Source organism: Bradyrhizobium acaciae, from assembly GCF_020889785.1.
Classification (GTDB): domain Bacteria; phylum Pseudomonadota; class Alphaproteobacteria; order Rhizobiales; family Xanthobacteraceae; genus Bradyrhizobium; species Bradyrhizobium acaciae.
This window is the reverse complement of the sequence record NZ_JACMYK010000166.1, coordinates 1-15,077: the sequence shown is the minus strand read 5'-3', so window position 1 is coordinate 15,077 and position 15,077 is coordinate 1. Positions and strand designations below refer to the sequence as shown.

Below are 15,077 nucleotides of genomic sequence, written 5' to 3'. Positions count from 1 at the left end.
CGCAAGGAGCGTCCGCAGGAGGCCGCGCGCGCCCAGGAGGCGACGCGCACCGATCTCGCCCGCCTGCCCGAGGCGCAGCGTCCGGCGGCGCAGTCGGCGATCCGGCCGTTGCCGCCGCCGATCATGGTGTCGAACCCGTCCACTGAGAGCGTCGATCAATCCTCGCAGCAGCGTCCGCCCTACGCCGCCGCCAATGCGCAGGATTCGAACCGGCTGACACCGCCGGCAGACATTCCGGTGCCGGTGATCCAGGCACCGCTCGACCTGCGCGCCGACGCGACAATGGCTGCGCCGAAGAACGACCACACCTCGGTGACCGACGACATGTTCTCAGGCATGAAGTCGATGTTCCACGCCGTCCTGCCGAAGTAAGGCCTGCAGAAGTAAGCCCTGCCTAAGCCTGCCGAGTAAGTCGATAAGCCAGGTCGTGTACCCATAAACGTCGGCTTGCGGCAATAAAGCGGAAGTCGCCCGGTGTGGCCGCCAAGGGCGGCTTTTGACCCCACAACGGAAGTTGAGCCTACCGCTCAACCATAGCGAACACATGCGCGTTTAGGGGCTGTTCCCCGAAGCATTTGGCGCACGAAACATGGCTTGGGAGCCAAGCCGCGCCTTCAAGACCGGGTCGAAGCTGGGCCGTGTCTTCCCATCCTGGAACACCACGCCGTTCGGGCTGAAGGCGACCTTGTCCGCGTTCGTGTTCAGCGTCTGCCATTTGCACGAGATGGCGACGATGCCATAAGCCGAAAGCGACTTGACTTCTCCGGGGTCGGCCACGCCGTCACCGTTGGCATCGCGCCACAGGGCGAGGCCGGCCAGTTCCTTGCCGGTCAAGATACCGTCGCGGTCGTCGTCGAGTGCGGCCAGTGCTGCGTATCCGTTGGTCCAAAACATCCAGAATGTGACGTTGCCGAACAGTTGCCGGCCGCTGTCGATTTTGCCATCGAACTTCAGGTCGCTGACAAGCCAGGCAGCTTTGGAGGTAATCCAGCTCCATTCGCGACCCAGCCCGCTGCCGTCCACGTCGAACGTCACCCGCGCGTCGGGTGCTTCGATGTCGCTGATCGTGAGCCCATCTGCCAGCGGCACAGCGATGGGAGTGATCGGATATGGCAGCTTTCCCAAGGTGGCGACGTGATCCTTCAGCGTCTCGATCTCGCGCTTGTCCTTCTCGGCGTCGAGAAGCGGGACAAGGTAAGAGACGACTTCGCCGGTCAGGGTCTGCCCGCCCAAACCAACCATCGTCAGGTCCTTTTCCTTCTCCCATGCGCCGGCTGCGATCGTTCGATATTGCTTCACCGCATCGTCCTTCCGGCCGATCTGCTCGGTTAGCCAGGCGAGGCCGAGCTGGATGACAAGGTTATCCTTGTCCAATTCCAATGCCTGCTCGTACGCCTTCAACGCGGCTTCCAGATGCGCCTGGGAGGCGGCCCTCACAGCGGGGTCAGCGGTCGTCGTTACCGTCGTGAAAGAAACGGCCGGCGGCTGCATGCCATGGTAAGCCTTCGGTACCATCAGCGGGTCGGACTTCTGAGCGTAAGCCATGCCATGCGCACGACCAAGGTTCAGCAACGCCTCGACGTTCGCAGGATTGTCCTTGGCGATCTTCTCAAGGTTCTCGATGAGCCTGGCGACGGGGACCCGCTCTACTTGCACCCCCACATACCTGGCGAGTGCCGGCGACGTCGCGGCAAGGAAAACCGCCAGCAAAAGCAACCGCACAGCGACTCCGTCTCGTAAGGGAAGATTGTTGGCAATCTATCCGGGGCACACTGACGACGCTAGGCTCTGAATGGTGCTTGTAGCGCATACACTGGCTGATCGCGTGATAGGAAGAGTGTTTGTCGCCTACCATTGTCGGCTCATGGCGCGAGGCCGACATGCAGCTACGTCGGTTTCAACGTCAGCTTCGGGGACAAGAGCGGACGCGACGAATTTACGAGTACGCGCCCTAAGCGGATGAGTGAGCTTCGGTTGAATCACCTTGGCGCGGTCCTGGTTCACCTCTCCCGCGCGACCCGGGTCCACCCGAGTTGCGCGGGAGAGGTGAACTTTCGACGCCGTTGCAGCTCAACCTGATCTCACCAGGCTTTAGATCTTCTCGGAAAACCGCTTCGCACTTTTCCGGATCATGCTTTAACCGCCAGTGCGCGCCAGCCCGCTGCGCGCGTTGCCGTCGCTGGGCCGCAGCGCGAGCGCGCGGTTGTAGGACGCCGCCGCCTTGGCCTTGTCGCCGAGCCGCTCATAGGCTTGGCCGCGGGCGCTCCACGCCGCAACGTTGTTGGGATCGGCCTGCACGGCCTCGTCGAGGTCGGTGGCGGCCTGCCTGGCCTTGTCGAGCGCGAGATAGCTGGTGGCGCGGCCGACCAGCGGCTCGGCCTTCTGCGGCGACAGCCCGCTGGCCGCCGTGAAATCGTCGATCGCCTGCTGATGCTGTCCGCGGCCCTGATAGATCAGGCCACGGCCGTAGAGTGCCTGGATGTTGTAGGGATCGGTCGTCAGCGCCTGCTCGAACTCCGCCAGCGCCTCGTCGAGCTTGCCGGAATGCACCAGCACCTGGCCGCGCGTGGCGTGATCCCTGGCGCTGTTGATGTCCTGCGGCGTGATGGCATCGGCTGCCGGCTTGTCGGCGGTGACGGCCGGTTTCGGCTTGTCGTCCGAGCCCCATGATCCCAGGTCGAAGGAGCATCCGCCGAGCGGCAGGCCGAAGACCATCGCAACGATGACGAGTTGCTGCGCGCGACGGCGGTGCGCTGGTTCGAGGAACGGGGGACGGGGTGCCGGAGCAACCTTCATGCAAAATGCTCTTGCCGGTGGTTTTGCATGGGATCCCCGGAACGCGGCTTGCTTCAAAACGACAACGCGGGCCCGTGGCCCGCGCTGTTAGACTTTCAGATCGGCAAAACGGTTCAGCGGGGGCCGCGACTGGCGCCTGCACCACCGGGACGGCCGCCGCGGTCGCCACCGGGACCAGCGCCGAACACCGGCTTCGGCTTCATCGGCAGCAGGCCTTCACGCTGCAGCTTCTTGCGGGCCAGCTTGCGCGCGCGGCGCACGGCTTCAGCCTTTTCGCGAGCCTTCTTCTCAGAGGGCTTTTCGTAGTGACCGCGGAGCTTCATCTCGCGGAAAATGCCCTCGCGCTGCATCTTCTTCTTCAGCGCCTTCAGGGCTTGGTCGACATTGTTATCGCGGACGAGAACCTGCACGCGGCATCCTCTTTTGAATTGATCGGTTCGGAATTCTGGCAAGGTAAAGGGGCGGCAAAAGGCCTGCTTCTTAACCCTAGGCGCGCGCATGTATCAGACAAACGCGCAGATGTCCACCGGTCGAGTGACTTTCGGGCCTAGTAAAGCCACGAAATGGGGCGAAAATGCCTTTGTGCGGCCCTGATTTGGGTGGTTTGGCGCCAGGATCGAGGCCGCTCCCGGAGTTTCTGATAACCCGGACATTGGAAATAGGGGAGATGCCACATGGAGATGAAGAAATACGCGGCCGAGCTGATCGGTACGTTCTGGCTCACATTCGCGGGCTGCGGCAGCGCGGTGATCGCAGCCGGCTTTCCGCAGGTCGGGATCGGCCTGGTCGGCGTGTCATTGGCCTTCGGGCTGAGCGTGGTGACCATGGCCTATGCGATCGGCCATATCTCGGGTTGCCACCTCAATCCGGCCGTGACGGTTGGGCTTGCTGCGGGTGGGCGTTTCCCGGGTGGTCAGGTGCTGCCTTACATCATCGCGCAGGTCGCCGGCGCGATCGTCGCGGCCTGGTTGCTCTATGTGATCGCGAGCGGTGCGCCCGGCTTCGATGTCACCAAGGGCTTCGCCTCCAACGGCTATGACGCGCACTCACCGGGCCATTACAGCATGGTGGCGTGCTTCATCACCGAGGTCGTGATGACCATGATGTTCCTGTTCATCATCATGGGATCGACCCACGGCAAGGCGCCGGCCGGCTTCGCGCCGCTCGCCATCGGCCTTGCACTGGTGATGATCCATCTCGTCAGCATTCCCGTCACCAACACCTCGGTGAACCCGGCGCGCAGCACCGGACCGGCGCTGTTCGTCGGTGGCTGGGCGCTGGGGCAGCTCTGGATGTTCTGGGTCGCGCCCTTGATCGGCGGTGCGCTCGGCGGCGTGATCTATCGCTGGCTCAGCGACGAGCCGGCCGGCGTCGTCGCCGGCGTCAAGACTGCGTGATCTGCGAATGGGGTCGTGGCTGCCACGATCCCATTTTCCATCGATGCGAAGCTCAAACGACGGCACTGAAGCGCGACGAAATCTCATCGCGCTTCGGTCGAATTACGGTTTGCGGGCCGGCGTCACTTCGGTGACGTGCCCCATCTTGCGGCCGGGGCGCGGCGTGCCCTTGCCGTACAGATGCACGGTGGCGCCGGGAACGGTGAGCCACTGCTCGTAACTCAGGATGTCGTCGCCGATCAGGTTGGTCATGGTGACCTCGCCGTGGCGCACCGGCTTGCCCAGCGGCCAGCCGGCGATCGCGCGGATGTGCTGCTCGAACTGTGAGATCGAGGCGCCGTCCAGCGTCCAGTGGCCGGAATTGTGCACGCGCGGCGCGATCTCGTTGACCAGCACCGTCGCTTTGCCGCCATTGCCGGGCACCACGAACAGCTCCACCGCAAGCACGCCGACATAGTCGAGCGCAGTGGCGATCTCTTCGGCGATCGCGCGCGCCTGTGCGGCGAGCTCCTCGGGAATCGCGGCCGGCGCGCGGGAGATCTTCAGAATATGGTCGCGGTGCTCGTTCTCGGTGACGTCGAAGCATTCGACGTCGCCGGAGGCGGAGCGGGCCGCGATCACCGAGATCTCGCGCTCGAACGGCACGAAGGCCTCGAGGATCGCCGACTTGGTGCCGAGATCGTCCCAGACCTGCTCGATGTCATCGCCTTGGCGGATGATGGCCTGGCCCTTGCCGTCATAGCCGAAGCGGCGGGTCTTGATCACCGCCGGCAGGCCGATGCGTTCGATCGCGGTGCGCAGCGTGGCGACCGAGGAAACGTCGGCATAATCGGCGGTGCCGATGCCGAGCTTGCTGACGAAATCCTTCTCGATCAGCCGGTCCTGCGTGGTCTCGAGGATCTTGTACGCGGGCAGCACCGGGCGGCGCGCGGCGAGCACCATCGCGGTCGCGGCCGGAACGTTCTCGAATTCATAGGTAACGACGTCGACATCGTTGGCGAACAGTTCGAGCGCCTCGACGTCGGCATATTCCGCGCAGGTCGCACCCTGCACCACGTCGAAGGCCGGCGAATCCGGATCGGGCGAAAACACCTGGCAGCGCAGCCCGAGGCGCGCTGCGGCCATCGCCAGCATCCGGCCCAATTGTCCGCCGCCGAGGATTCCAATGGTGTCGCCCGGCTTCAGCTTCACGAGGTTCGAAGCCGTCACGCCGTGCCCTCCGGATGCTCCGTGACCGCATCGGTCTGCTGCTTGCGCCAGGCCGCAAGCCGAAGCGCCAAAGCGGGATCGTTGAGCGCGAGCACGCTCGCCGCGAGCAACGCGGCATTGATCGCGCCGGCCTTGCCGATCGCGAGCGTCCCGACCGGGATGCCGGCGGGCATCTGCACGATCGAATAGAGCGAATCGACGCCGGACAGCGCCTTCGATTCGACGGGAACCCCGAACACCGGAAGCTCCGTCAGCGCGGCCGTCATGCCCGGCAGATGCGCGGCACCGCCGGCGCCGGCAATGATCACCTTATGGCCGGCCGCCTTGGCGCCCTTGGCGAAGGCATAGAGCCGATCCGGGGTGCGGTGGGCCGAAACGATGCGCGTTTCGCAGGCGACACCCAGCACAGCCAGGGTCTCGGCAGCATGGCGCATGGTTTCCCAGTCGGACTGGCTTCCCATGATGATGGCGATCGGAGCGGTCATCTCTTCAATTCTGTTCAGGAATCCAAAAGCATAGGCCGATTATAGGGGCGGCCCGGTTCTCATCCAAGGCGTGGCAAGGGAGTTAGAATGGACTATCCTGTCTTGGTGAATCCCGGCAAGCCTTCATAAGCAGGCCTCAACAAGGATGCGCATGAAGAAGAAGACGACGGCGGCCGCCTCCGGAGCCGCAAAGCGACGGAAAGGCGCGCCGGCGGCGCGTAAATCCGCACCGGGCAGAACCGGAACCAAGAGAACCGGAACCAAAAGAGCTGGAACCCAAGCGGCCGGAACCAAGGGGACTGGAACCAAAGGCGCTGGAGCCAAAGCGGCTGGAGCCAAGGCTTCGACCCGCGGCGCGGTAGCGCCCAGCGACAAATCCACGATCCGCAGGTTGCGGGCGCAGCTGGCACGGGCGCAGGCCCGGATCGAGGAGCTGCAAGCCTCGTCCGAGACCGATTTCCTGCTCGACATCCTGAACCGGCGCGGCTTCGAACGCGAGCTCATCCGTTCGCTGTCCTTCATCAAGCGCTACCAGGCCTCCGGCGCGTTGATCGTGCTCGACGTCGACCGCCTCAAGCCGATCAACGATGCCTTCGGGCACGCGGCTGGCGACGAGGTGCTGAAGGCGATCGTTGCCGCGATCTCGGACCAGGTGCGCGCCTCTGACGTGATCGGCCGTCTCGGCGGTGACGAGTTTGCGGTGCTGTTGTGGAATCTCAGCGAGATCGACGCGCGCGCCAAGGCGGCTGCGCTGGAAGAAGCGATCGATCGCCTGACCTTCGTGTTCCGCGGCAGCCGGGTCTCCGCCGGCGCCTCGGCGGGCGTTGCGATCCTCACCGCGCATTCCGATGCCGATCGGGTTCTCGATGAGGCCGACCGTGCGATGTATGTGCGCAAGGCGCAGCGGCGTCATGACTCCCAAGGGATTCCAGAGGATCCTGGAGGTTACAGCGCGCTCAGGTCTTCAGGCACATTGCCGTAGGCGCGCAACAGCTTGGCATCGCCGAATTCGCCGATCGCTGGATCGCCGGTGCGGCTGAACGCGACGGCGCCGATGCTGCCCGGCATCCGCGACATGGTCTCCGCCCGGCGCAGTGCGATCGCCGAGCTCTGACATTCCTCGGCGCTGCCGGCGACCGGCGAGCCGTCGTCGTCCTGCATGAAGGGCAGTGCCACGTAATAGGTCACGTCGGTCATTGCTTGCTCCCCTTGAGATCAGGCGGCGTCGCTCGCCGCGTCGCTCGCTACCTGGGTTCGCGCCGGTACGCAGCCGGCGGTAATCGCGGCCTGCAATTCCTCGAGCTCGGCTTCCAGATATTCGTTGGCCATGATCAGCGCCTTGATGGTGCTGCGCAGGTTGCCGTCGCACATCGCGATCGCCTGATCGCAGGCCTTCTCGTAATGGCTGTGCTCGGGCAGGGAAGGCGGTGCGGACATGGCGGAACTCCCTCGGATGGCAGGCGGCTGGATGGATATGTTCTCTTTTTGTTCTAAAGGAGTCAAGCGTGCATCACCACCCGCGCATCCGTTGCCGCGAACGTGAAGCCCGGCGTGATGCCGGCGAGGCGCTGTGGATGACGGGGAAAACCACGGGGCCGAGCTGAACCTCGGCCGGCGAACCGCGAGGCGTGCGCAACCGCCGGCGCGTCAGGCGATGATGTCGGGCGTGATCTGGTCTTCGATGAAGGCGATGCGATCGCGCAATTGCAGCTTCCGCTTCTTCAAGCGTTGCAGCATCAGGAGATCCGGCGCTGGCGACTGATGCAACGCGTCGATCGCGGCATCGAGGTCGCGGTGCTCTTGTTGCAGACGCGCAAGCTCGGCGAGGAGTTCACGCTCATCCTGATCGTTCATGGTTGTGTATTAACTGGTAAGCACGACGAGGTTGTTGCGGCCGAAGCAGCCGCTTACCGGAATATCCTCCCTGCGCGCGCGCCGCGCAAGCCGAACCGGTTCCACAGTCACGATTAGTTACAGATAAACCGAAATGCGTTCCTGCGGCATATCGCTTCTCCTATCGACAGCCCAATCCACTCGTGTACACTTGTTGGTCCGGATCGAACCTGAGGTTTAACGCACCGAGGAGTGTTCGCAATGGCAATACAGGCCCATCTCGTTGAGCTGGAGCGTAAACACAAAATACTCGAGAACGAACTGCACGAAGCACTCGTTCACCCCTCCGTAGACGACCTGCATATTTGCGAGCTGAAGCGCCGCAAGCTGATGGTCAAGGATCAGATCGAGCGGTTGAGACTTTCCGCCGGCGACACGGTCCACTAGGTCCCCGTAAATCAGCAAATAATCCTGACCTTTCACCGAGGGATGAACGCCGTGGCGCGCATCCCCCGGGAGGTCATGCTGCGTTTGCCAAGCTGTATCAGCGCCCTGCCAGCTCGCCGACGTGGTCGGCGACAGCGAGCGATGACGTCAGTCCGGGGGACTCGATCCCGAACAGGTTGATCAGCCCGGCGACGCCGTGATCGGCCGGGCCCTGGATCAGGAAGTCCTGGGTCGCGACCGCCGGCGGCACGATTTTGGGCCGGATTCCCGAATAGCTCGGCATCAGTGCCCCATCCGGCAGGGTCGGCCAGTATTTCCGGATCGCCGGATAGAACCGCTCGGCCCGATCAGGGTCGACGGCATAGTCGATGTGATCGATCCACTCGACGTCGGGGCCGAACCGCGCCTGTCCGGCCATGTCGAGCGTCAGGTGGACGCCGAGCCCGCCCGGCTCGGGCACCGGATAGATCAGGTGCGAGAACGGCGCCTTGGCGCTGCAGCTGAAATAATTGCCCTTGGCCAGATATGCCGTTGGAATCAATTCGATCGGCATGCCCTCGATGCTGCGCGCGACCGCCGTTGCGCCGAGGCCGGCGGCGTTGACCAGCAGGTCGCAGGCGAGCGTCATCGGCGCCGCACCGCCGGCCTCGATCTCGAACCCGTCAGCGGTGACCCTGGCGTGGAGCAGCGGTGTGTGGAAGGCGAAGGCCGCTCCGGCTGCCTCGGCGTCGCCGCGGAGCGCCAGCATGTAGGCATGGCTGTCGATGATCCCGGTGGAGGGCGACAGCAGCGCCGCGTCGCAGTTCAGCGCCGGCTCGAGCGCGCGTGCCGCCTCGCCCGACAACAGCTGCATGTCGTCGACGCCATTCGCCGCGGCATGGGCGCGGATCGACTGCAGCTTTTCGGTCTCCGCAGGTGTGGTGGCGACGATCAGCTTGCCGCAATTCCTGTGCGGAATGCCGTGCTCGGCGCAGTAGCGGTAGAGCGCCCGCTTGCCGCTGACGCACATCCGCGCCATCAGGCTGCCGGCGCGGTAGTAGATGCCGGCATGGATCACCTCGCTGTTGCGTGACGAGGTCACCGTGCCGATCGCCTCAGTCTCTTCGATCACAATCACTTCGCGGCCGGCCTGTGCCAGCCTCCGCGCCACGGCGAGGCCGATCACCCCCGCACCGACGATCACGCAATCAACCCTGTCCATCTCGTCCTTCAGGTCCGCACATTTCCGCGCAGCAACGATGCCGCCAACATCGTTCAGCCGATCCGATCGCTTTCTGCAAGTGCTTGGGCCATCTCAAATAGTCGGGGAGCCATGCCTCGTTAGTGGAGCATTAATCATGTCAGGGCAATTGCCGTGAATTAAGTCGCATTGTCCAGTTGCATCAGTACGCGTTTACCCGATCCAAACCGCCGGAGCCGGACACTCGCCCGAGAAATCTTCGGGTGATCGATGGCTGGCAGGAAGTGGCAGGCGGGCGGGAAGAATTCGATTCCGGCAAGGGCCGTGCTTTGCCTGATCGCTGCCGTCGTGCCGCACGGTGCGGCCCGGGCCGCCTCCGATGCCTTCGCGCCGTCGACCTATCTCGGTGACCTCGATCCCGGCGTGGTCTGGGAGCTCCTGATCGGGAGCGTGGTGGTCGCGTCCTTTCTCGGCGCGATCGGGCTCTGGGTCCTCTCGGCCCTGCGCAAGGCCAAGCGCGCGCAATTGCGGCGCAACGCCTTCGTGTCGTCGGCCCTCAACCATCTGAACCAGGGCGTGGTGATGACCGATGCGCGCGAGCGCATCGTGTTCTGCAACGACCGCTATCTCGACATCTACGGCCTGTCGCGTTCCGATATCAGGCGCAACATGACCGGCACCGAGCTGCTGGAGCTGCGCCGCGACCGCGGCGTGCTCGACGTCAGCGCCGAGGACTTCTTTGCCCGGGCCGCTTTGCCCGAGGGGCTGATCACCGAGCTGCCGGGCGGCAGGTCGGTGCTGGTGAAATATTTTCCGCTGCCGAACGGCGGCTCGGTCGCGACCCATCTCGATTGCACCGACCAGCGCAAGCTGTCGCGCAAGCTCGCCTCGACCACGCAATTCCTGGAGTCGGTGCTCGACAACGTCCCGGTCTGCGTCGCGGCCAAGAACATCGAGGACGGCCGCTACATCTTCGCCAACCGCGCGTTCGAGCGCTTCTCGCGGTTCTCGCGCGATCACATCGTCGGCAAGCGCGCCGACGAGATATTCCGCCCCGAGACCGCGCTCAGCATCGACACCGCCGACCGCGCGGCGCTGGACGCGCCGGAAGGCTATCACCGCAGCGAGTTCTTCGTCGAACGCGGCTCGGAGAAGCGCATCCTGGCGTCCAACCGGGTGATCGCCCGCAACGAAGCCGGCGAGCCGGAATTCCTGATCGCATTGTTCGAGGACGTCACCGACCGCCGCTCGCTGTCGCGCGAGCTCGAGAACAACAAGAAATTCCTCGAGCTCGTGGTCGACAACATCCCGGTCTCGCTGATCGTGCAGCGCGTCACCGACGGCCGCTACCTCCTGGCCAACCGCAGCGCCGAGACCATCCTCAATCGCCGCCGCGAGGACGCCGCCGGTCTCACCGCTTCCGACATCTTCAACGCGCGCGAAGCCAAGCTGATCGTCGCCCGCGACGAGGCTGCGATCAGGAAGCGCAGCATGATCGCCGAGGAGCATCCGATCTCGACCAAGGACGGCCTGCGGCTGTTCCTGACCCGCCGCATGACCGTGCTCGACGACCATGGCGAGCCGCAATATCTGATCAAGACCCATGAGGACGTCACCGACCGGCGCCAGACCGAGTCGCGCATGGCGCACATGGCCTATCATGACGGCCTGACCGATCTGCCGAACCGCGCCGCCTTCCTGCAGGCGCTGACCCAGATGATCGAGGCTTGCGACGGCACCGACGAGGAGTTCGCGGTGCTCTGCGTCGACCTCGACGGGCTGAAGGAGATCAACGACGCCTACGGCCATGCGATGGGCGACAAGGTGCTGATCGAAGTCGCACAGCGCTTGCAGAACGTGGCGCGCGGCGGCGTGGTGGCGCGGCTGTCCGGCGACGAATTCGGCCTCATCATCGACGGCAAGCAACCCGCCGCCGGCATCGCGCTGGCCGAGCAGGCCGCCGAGGCGCTCGGGCAGGACTTCGCGATCGACGGCAAGTCGGTGCGGACCGGGCTGACCGCCGGGATCGCTGTGTTCCCGCACAATGGGTCCGACGCGGCCTCGCTGCTGGCCAATTCCGGCGCGGCGCTGTTCCGCGCCAAGGCGAAGTCGCGCGGCACGATCTCGATCTTCGAGCCTGAGATGGACCAGCAGATCCGCGATCGCCGCGTGCTGCACCAGGAACTGTCGGTCGCGATCAAGAACGGCGAATTGTCGCTCTACTACCAGCCGCAGGCGGCAGCGGGCGGGAGCGTGGCGAGCAGCCAGATCATCGGTTTCGAGGCGCTGGCGCGCTGGCACCATCCGGTGCGCGGCTTCGTGCCGCCGAGCGACTTCATTCCGCTCGCGGAAGAAAGCGGCCTGATCGTCGAGATGGGCGAATGGATCCTGCGCGAAGCCTGCCGGGAGGCGGCCTCCTGGGCCGTTCCGATGCAGATCGCGGTGAACCTGTCGCCCGCGCAATTCACCCATGGCGACCTCGTCGGCCTGGTCCATTCGATCCTGCTCGAGACCGGGCTGACGCCCGACCGGCTCGAGCTGGAAATCACCGAAGGCGTGCTGATCGAGGATTTCGACCGCGGCCTGTCGCTGCTGCGGCGGCTGAAGGCGCTCGGCGTCCGCATCTCGATGGACGATTTCGGCAGCGGCTATTCCTCGCTGAGCTACCTGCAGGCGTTTCCGTTCGACAAGATCAAGATCGACCGCGCCTTCGTCATCAATCTCGGCCGCAATCCGCAATCGGCCGCGATCGTGCGCGCGGTCATCGATCTCGGACACGGCCTCGAAATGTCGATCGTCGCCGAAGGCGTCGAGACCGAGGCGCAACTCGGCTTCCTCGCCGAAGAGGGCTGCGACGCGGTGCAGGGCTATCTGATCGGCCGGCCGGCCCCGATCGGTCAATTTGCCGCGCTGGTCGGCGGCGACCGGCTTGCCGAAACCGTGCGCAGAGCCGGGTAAATCGGCCTGAACCGTCGGATCGGCCCGGTCGGCCGTGCTTGCCATCCCTTGCACGTCCGGTTACCGTCGAACCACCACATCATTTCGGCCGAGAAAGGAGGGCTGCGTCGTGGCGAGATCTAGCGATCCCCATCTCAAGCGTGGCCCCGTCAACGCCCTGCAAATGCGTTTGCAGGGCTGACCGGAAACTCGGCTAAAATCTCTTCCTGGTCTGCCCTTCGTGGCCGTGCGGCGTCGAACGTTTGAGCGTTCGCGCCTGCACTTAAATCCCTCGCCGCGCTTCGACACGCACATCCCATGATGGCTGGATGCCTCGGGATGATGCCGTGATTGCCGGCAAGACCAGAGACTTGATCGTGACCCTCATCAATGTCCGCAATCTCGGCGTGACGCTGAACGCGCCGCTGTTTTCCGAACTGAATTTCGTCGTCAATGCCGGCGATCGGATCGGGCTCGTGGCCGCCAACGGCCGCGGCAAGTCCACGCTGCTGCGCTGTATCGCAGGCAGCATGGAGCCCAATGAAGGCGACATCGCCCGCTCCCGCGGACTGACCGTCGGCCATGTCGAGCAGGATGCGCCGGTAAGGCTCATGGATACGCCGTTCCATGCCGCCGTGCTCGAGGCGCTTCCTGCTGGGCAACGCGAGAGCGAGAGCTGGCGGGTCGACGTCGCCCTGCAATCGCTCGAGGTGCCCGAGGAGCTGTGGGCGCGACCGCTGAAGCAATTGAGCGGCGGCTGGCTGCGGCTTGCGCTGCTCGCCCGCGTGCTGGTGACCGAGCCCGATGTGCTGCTGCTCGACGAGCCGACCAACCATCTCGACCTCGCCAAGATCGGCCGGCTCGAGGCCTGGCTGAATGGGCTGCCGCGCGAGATGCCGGTGGTGATCGCAAGCCACGATCGCGCCTTTCTCGACGCGACCACCAACCGGACGCTGTTCCTGCGCCCGGAACGGTCGCAGCTGTTCGCGTTGCCCTACAGCGCGGCGCGCGCGGCGGTCGACGAATTCGATGCCTCGGACGAGCGGCGCTATCAGCGCGACATGAAGGCCGTCCGGCAACTCCGGCAGCAGGCCGCGAAGCTCAACAATCTCGGCATCAATTCCGGCAGCGACCTTCTGCTGTCGAAGACCAGGCAGCTGAAGCAGCGCGCCGAGAGACTGGAGGAGGCCGCGAAACCGGCGCACATGGAACGCTCGGCCGGCACGATCAGGCTCGCCAACCGCGACACCCATGCCAAGGTTCTGATCCGGCTGAATGACGCCGCGATCGCCACGCCCGACGGCAGGCCGCTGTTCAGGATCAGCCAGCAGTTCATCTGCAAGGGCGACCGGATCGCGCTGCTCGGGCCGAACGGCGCCGGCAAGACCCGGTTCGTCGCGGCGCTGCGGCTGGCGATCGAGCGCCCGGCGGCGGCAATGGCCGAAATCAGGGCCACCGAGTCGCTGGTGCTCGGCTATTGCGATCAGGCGTTGGCCGATCTCGCAGATAGCGACACGCCGATGCGGATGCTGACGCGGCGCTTCGAGGTCGGTGATCAGCGTGCGCGCGGCCTGCTCGCCGGTGCCGGCCTCTCGATCGAGATGCAGGGCCGCCCGATCGGGCAGTTGTCGGGCGGGCAGAAGGCCCGGCTCGGCATGCTGGTGCTGCGGCTGACCCAGCCGAACTTCTATCTGCTCGACGAGCCGACCAACCACCTCGACATCGAGGGCCAGGAGACGCTGGAGGAGGAACTGATGCAGCAGCAGGCCAGCTGCCTGTTGGTGTCGCACGACCGGCAGTTCGTGCGGACGGTCGCCAATCGGTTCTGGGTGATCGAAGGCAGGAAGCTGATCGAGGTCGATGGACCGGAACATTTCTTTGCATCGGCGACCTAGAACGAGATGAGTTTGCCTCCAATCGCGCGGCGGACCCCGCTTCACCTCGCCCCGCGTGCGGGGAGAGGCGTAGGCCGCCTTCGGCGGCCGTTCTCAAGAACGCCGAAGCAGAGCTTCGGCTATGACGCATCGTTAGATGCGTTCCGGGTGAGGGGGAGTCTCCGCAAATGCAGCTATCACCGTGTACGCGGAGACGGCCCCTCTCCCCGTAAGAACGGGGAGAGGGAGCGCAGCGTCGCGGTCGCTGCTCAACTTAATCTCATCGCGCTTTAGGCGCGGTCACGCATTTTTCGTGCGAGCACATCTTCCGTTCGCATTCAAATGCGATAGGCGTTGGGCATGGCGGACTATGACGTCGCGATCATCGGCGGTGGCCTCAACGGCACGAGCATTGCGCGTGACGCGGCCGGCCGCGGCCTCCGCGTGATCCTGCTGGAGCAGGGCGATCTCGGCTCCGGCGCCTCGCAGGCCTCGCCACGGCTGGTCCACGGCGATCTCGCCGGGCTGGAGCGGCGCGAGTTCTTCCGCGTTCGTCGGATGCTCAGGGAACGCGATGTGTTGCTGCGCATCGCGCCGCACCTGGTGCGGCCGGCGCGCTTCGCGATCCCCGTGCATGCCGGGGAGCGGCCGCCCTGGCAATTGCGGACGTTGCTGCTGCTCTACGAGCGGTTGGCATCCCGCAGCGGCCTGCCGCGCTCGACGACGCTCGATGTCACGCACCATCCAGTCGGCAATGCGCTGAAGCGGCCGTTCGGAACCGCGTTCGAATATTCCGACTGCGTCGTCGACGATTCCCGGCTCGTGGTGCTCAATGCGGTCGATGCCGCGGCGCGCGGCGCCGATATCCGCACCGGCGCGCGCGTGACCCGGGCCGAGCGTGGCGAGACCTGGCGGCTGA

At 65.0% G+C, this 15,077-nt stretch carries 16 protein-coding genes and 1 pseudogene; 8 read left to right on the top strand and 9 right to left on the bottom strand.

Annotated features, from left to right (window positions below; all coding sequences use genetic code 11):
* Window positions 1-372: pseudogene (locus tag H8A92_RS35430) on the top strand (hypothetical protein); the annotation flags it as partial.
* A 180-nt stretch (window positions 373-552) separates the two neighbouring features.
* Here H8A92_RS35430 and H8A92_RS35425 read toward each other — a convergent pair.
* The 3 genes from H8A92_RS35425 to rpsU form a co-directional block, all read right to left on the bottom strand.
* Window positions 553-1,722 carry a tetratricopeptide repeat protein gene (locus H8A92_RS35425; RefSeq protein WP_229199961.1) on the bottom strand — a complete coding sequence of 390 codons (1,170 nt, stop codon included), beginning with the start codon at window positions 1,720-1,722 and terminating at the stop codon, window positions 553-555.
* A gap of 414 nt (window positions 1,723-2,136) precedes the next feature.
* The gene (locus H8A92_RS35420) at window positions 2,137-2,796 is read right to left on the bottom strand and encodes a tetratricopeptide repeat protein (RefSeq protein ID WP_229199960.1); all 660 of its coding nucleotides are present in this window, start codon (window positions 2,794-2,796) and stop codon (window positions 2,137-2,139) included.
* Between the two features lie 113 nt (window positions 2,797-2,909).
* A complete protein-coding gene (gene rpsU / locus H8A92_RS35415) occupies window positions 2,910-3,206 on the bottom strand; it encodes a 30S ribosomal protein S21 (protein WP_163159653.1) in 297 nt (98 codons plus the stop codon).
* Window positions 3,207-3,470: 264 nt separating this feature from the next.
* Here rpsU and aqpZ point away from each other — a divergent pair, with 264 nt between their 5' ends.
* A complete protein-coding gene (aqpZ, locus tag H8A92_RS35410; RefSeq protein ID WP_229199959.1) occupies window positions 3,471-4,193 on the top strand; it encodes an aquaporin Z in 723 nt (240 codons plus the stop codon).
* Window positions 4,194-4,295: 102 nt separating this feature from the next.
* Here aqpZ and H8A92_RS35405 read toward each other — a convergent pair whose 3' ends face one another.
* Both H8A92_RS35405 and purE read right to left on the bottom strand, forming a co-directional pair.
* The gene (locus H8A92_RS35405) at window positions 4,296-5,402 is read right to left on the bottom strand and encodes a 5-(carboxyamino)imidazole ribonucleotide synthase (protein WP_229199958.1); all 1,107 of its coding nucleotides are present in this window, start codon (window positions 5,400-5,402) and stop codon (window positions 4,296-4,298) included.
* Window positions 5,399-5,887, bottom strand: coding sequence for a 5-(carboxyamino)imidazole ribonucleotide mutase (purE, locus tag H8A92_RS35400; RefSeq protein ID WP_229199957.1), 489 nt, complete (start codon window positions 5,885-5,887; stop codon window positions 5,399-5,401). Before purE ends, H8A92_RS35405 begins: the two co-directional genes overlap by 4 nt.
* A gap of 145 nt (window positions 5,888-6,032) precedes the next feature.
* Here purE and H8A92_RS35395 point away from each other — a divergent pair, with 145 nt between their 5' ends.
* Entirely contained in the window at window positions 6,033-6,869 is an 837-nt protein-coding gene (locus H8A92_RS35395; protein ID WP_229199956.1) for a GGDEF domain-containing protein, read from the top strand.
* Here the strand turns inward: H8A92_RS35395 and H8A92_RS35390 are convergent.
* From H8A92_RS35390 to H8A92_RS35380, 3 genes are all read right to left on the bottom strand, one after another.
* Complete coding sequence (locus H8A92_RS35390; RefSeq protein ID WP_163159648.1) at window positions 6,833-7,084, bottom strand: hypothetical protein; 252 nt, start codon at window positions 7,082-7,084, stop codon at window positions 6,833-6,835. The genes H8A92_RS35395 and H8A92_RS35390 overlap by 37 nt on opposite strands.
* A gap of 18 nt (window positions 7,085-7,102) precedes the next feature.
* Window positions 7,103-7,324 (bottom strand): hypothetical protein, encoded by a 222-nt coding sequence (locus H8A92_RS35385; RefSeq protein WP_229199955.1) that lies wholly within the window; start codon window positions 7,322-7,324, stop codon window positions 7,103-7,105.
* A gap of 210 nt (window positions 7,325-7,534) precedes the next feature.
* Window positions 7,535-7,741, bottom strand: a complete 207-nt coding sequence (locus H8A92_RS35380) for a YdcH family protein (RefSeq protein WP_024583705.1) — start codon at window positions 7,739-7,741, stop codon at window positions 7,535-7,537.
* Between H8A92_RS35380 and H8A92_RS35375 the strand changes: the two genes are divergently transcribed.
* Together H8A92_RS35375 and H8A92_RS35370 are read left to right on the top strand one after the other, a co-directional pair.
* On the top strand, window positions 7,649-7,858 hold the full coding sequence (locus tag H8A92_RS35375; RefSeq protein ID WP_163159645.1) for a hypothetical protein: 210 nt from the start codon (window positions 7,649-7,651) through the stop codon (window positions 7,856-7,858). The genes H8A92_RS35380 and H8A92_RS35375 overlap by 93 nt on opposite strands.
* Window positions 7,859-7,981: 123 nt before the next feature.
* Entirely contained in the window at window positions 7,982-8,167 is a 186-nt protein-coding gene (locus H8A92_RS35370; protein WP_229199954.1) for a YdcH family protein, read from the top strand.
* Window positions 8,168-8,264: 97 nt separating this feature from the next.
* On the opposite strand, the gene H8A92_RS35365 is transcribed toward H8A92_RS35370, so the two are convergent.
* A complete protein-coding gene (locus H8A92_RS35365; RefSeq protein ID WP_338026687.1) occupies window positions 8,265-9,407 on the bottom strand; it encodes an NAD(P)/FAD-dependent oxidoreductase in 1,143 nt (380 codons plus the stop codon).
* 210 nt (window positions 9,408-9,617) lie between these two features.
* Between H8A92_RS35365 and H8A92_RS35360 the strand changes: the two genes are divergently transcribed.
* The 3 genes from H8A92_RS35360 to H8A92_RS35350 form a co-directional block, all read left to right on the top strand.
* Entirely contained in the window at window positions 9,618-12,305 is a 2,688-nt protein-coding gene (locus tag H8A92_RS35360) for a sensor domain-containing protein (RefSeq protein WP_229199952.1), read from the top strand.
* Window positions 12,306-12,661: 356 nt separating this feature from the next.
* A complete protein-coding gene (locus tag H8A92_RS35355; protein ID WP_229199951.1) occupies window positions 12,662-14,179 on the top strand; it encodes an ABC-F family ATP-binding cassette domain-containing protein in 1,518 nt (505 codons plus the stop codon).
* A 339-nt stretch (window positions 14,180-14,518) separates the two neighbouring features.
* Window positions 14,519-15,077: FAD-dependent oxidoreductase (locus H8A92_RS35350; protein ID WP_229199950.1), on the top strand; the 559-nt coding region annotated here is incomplete at its 3' end.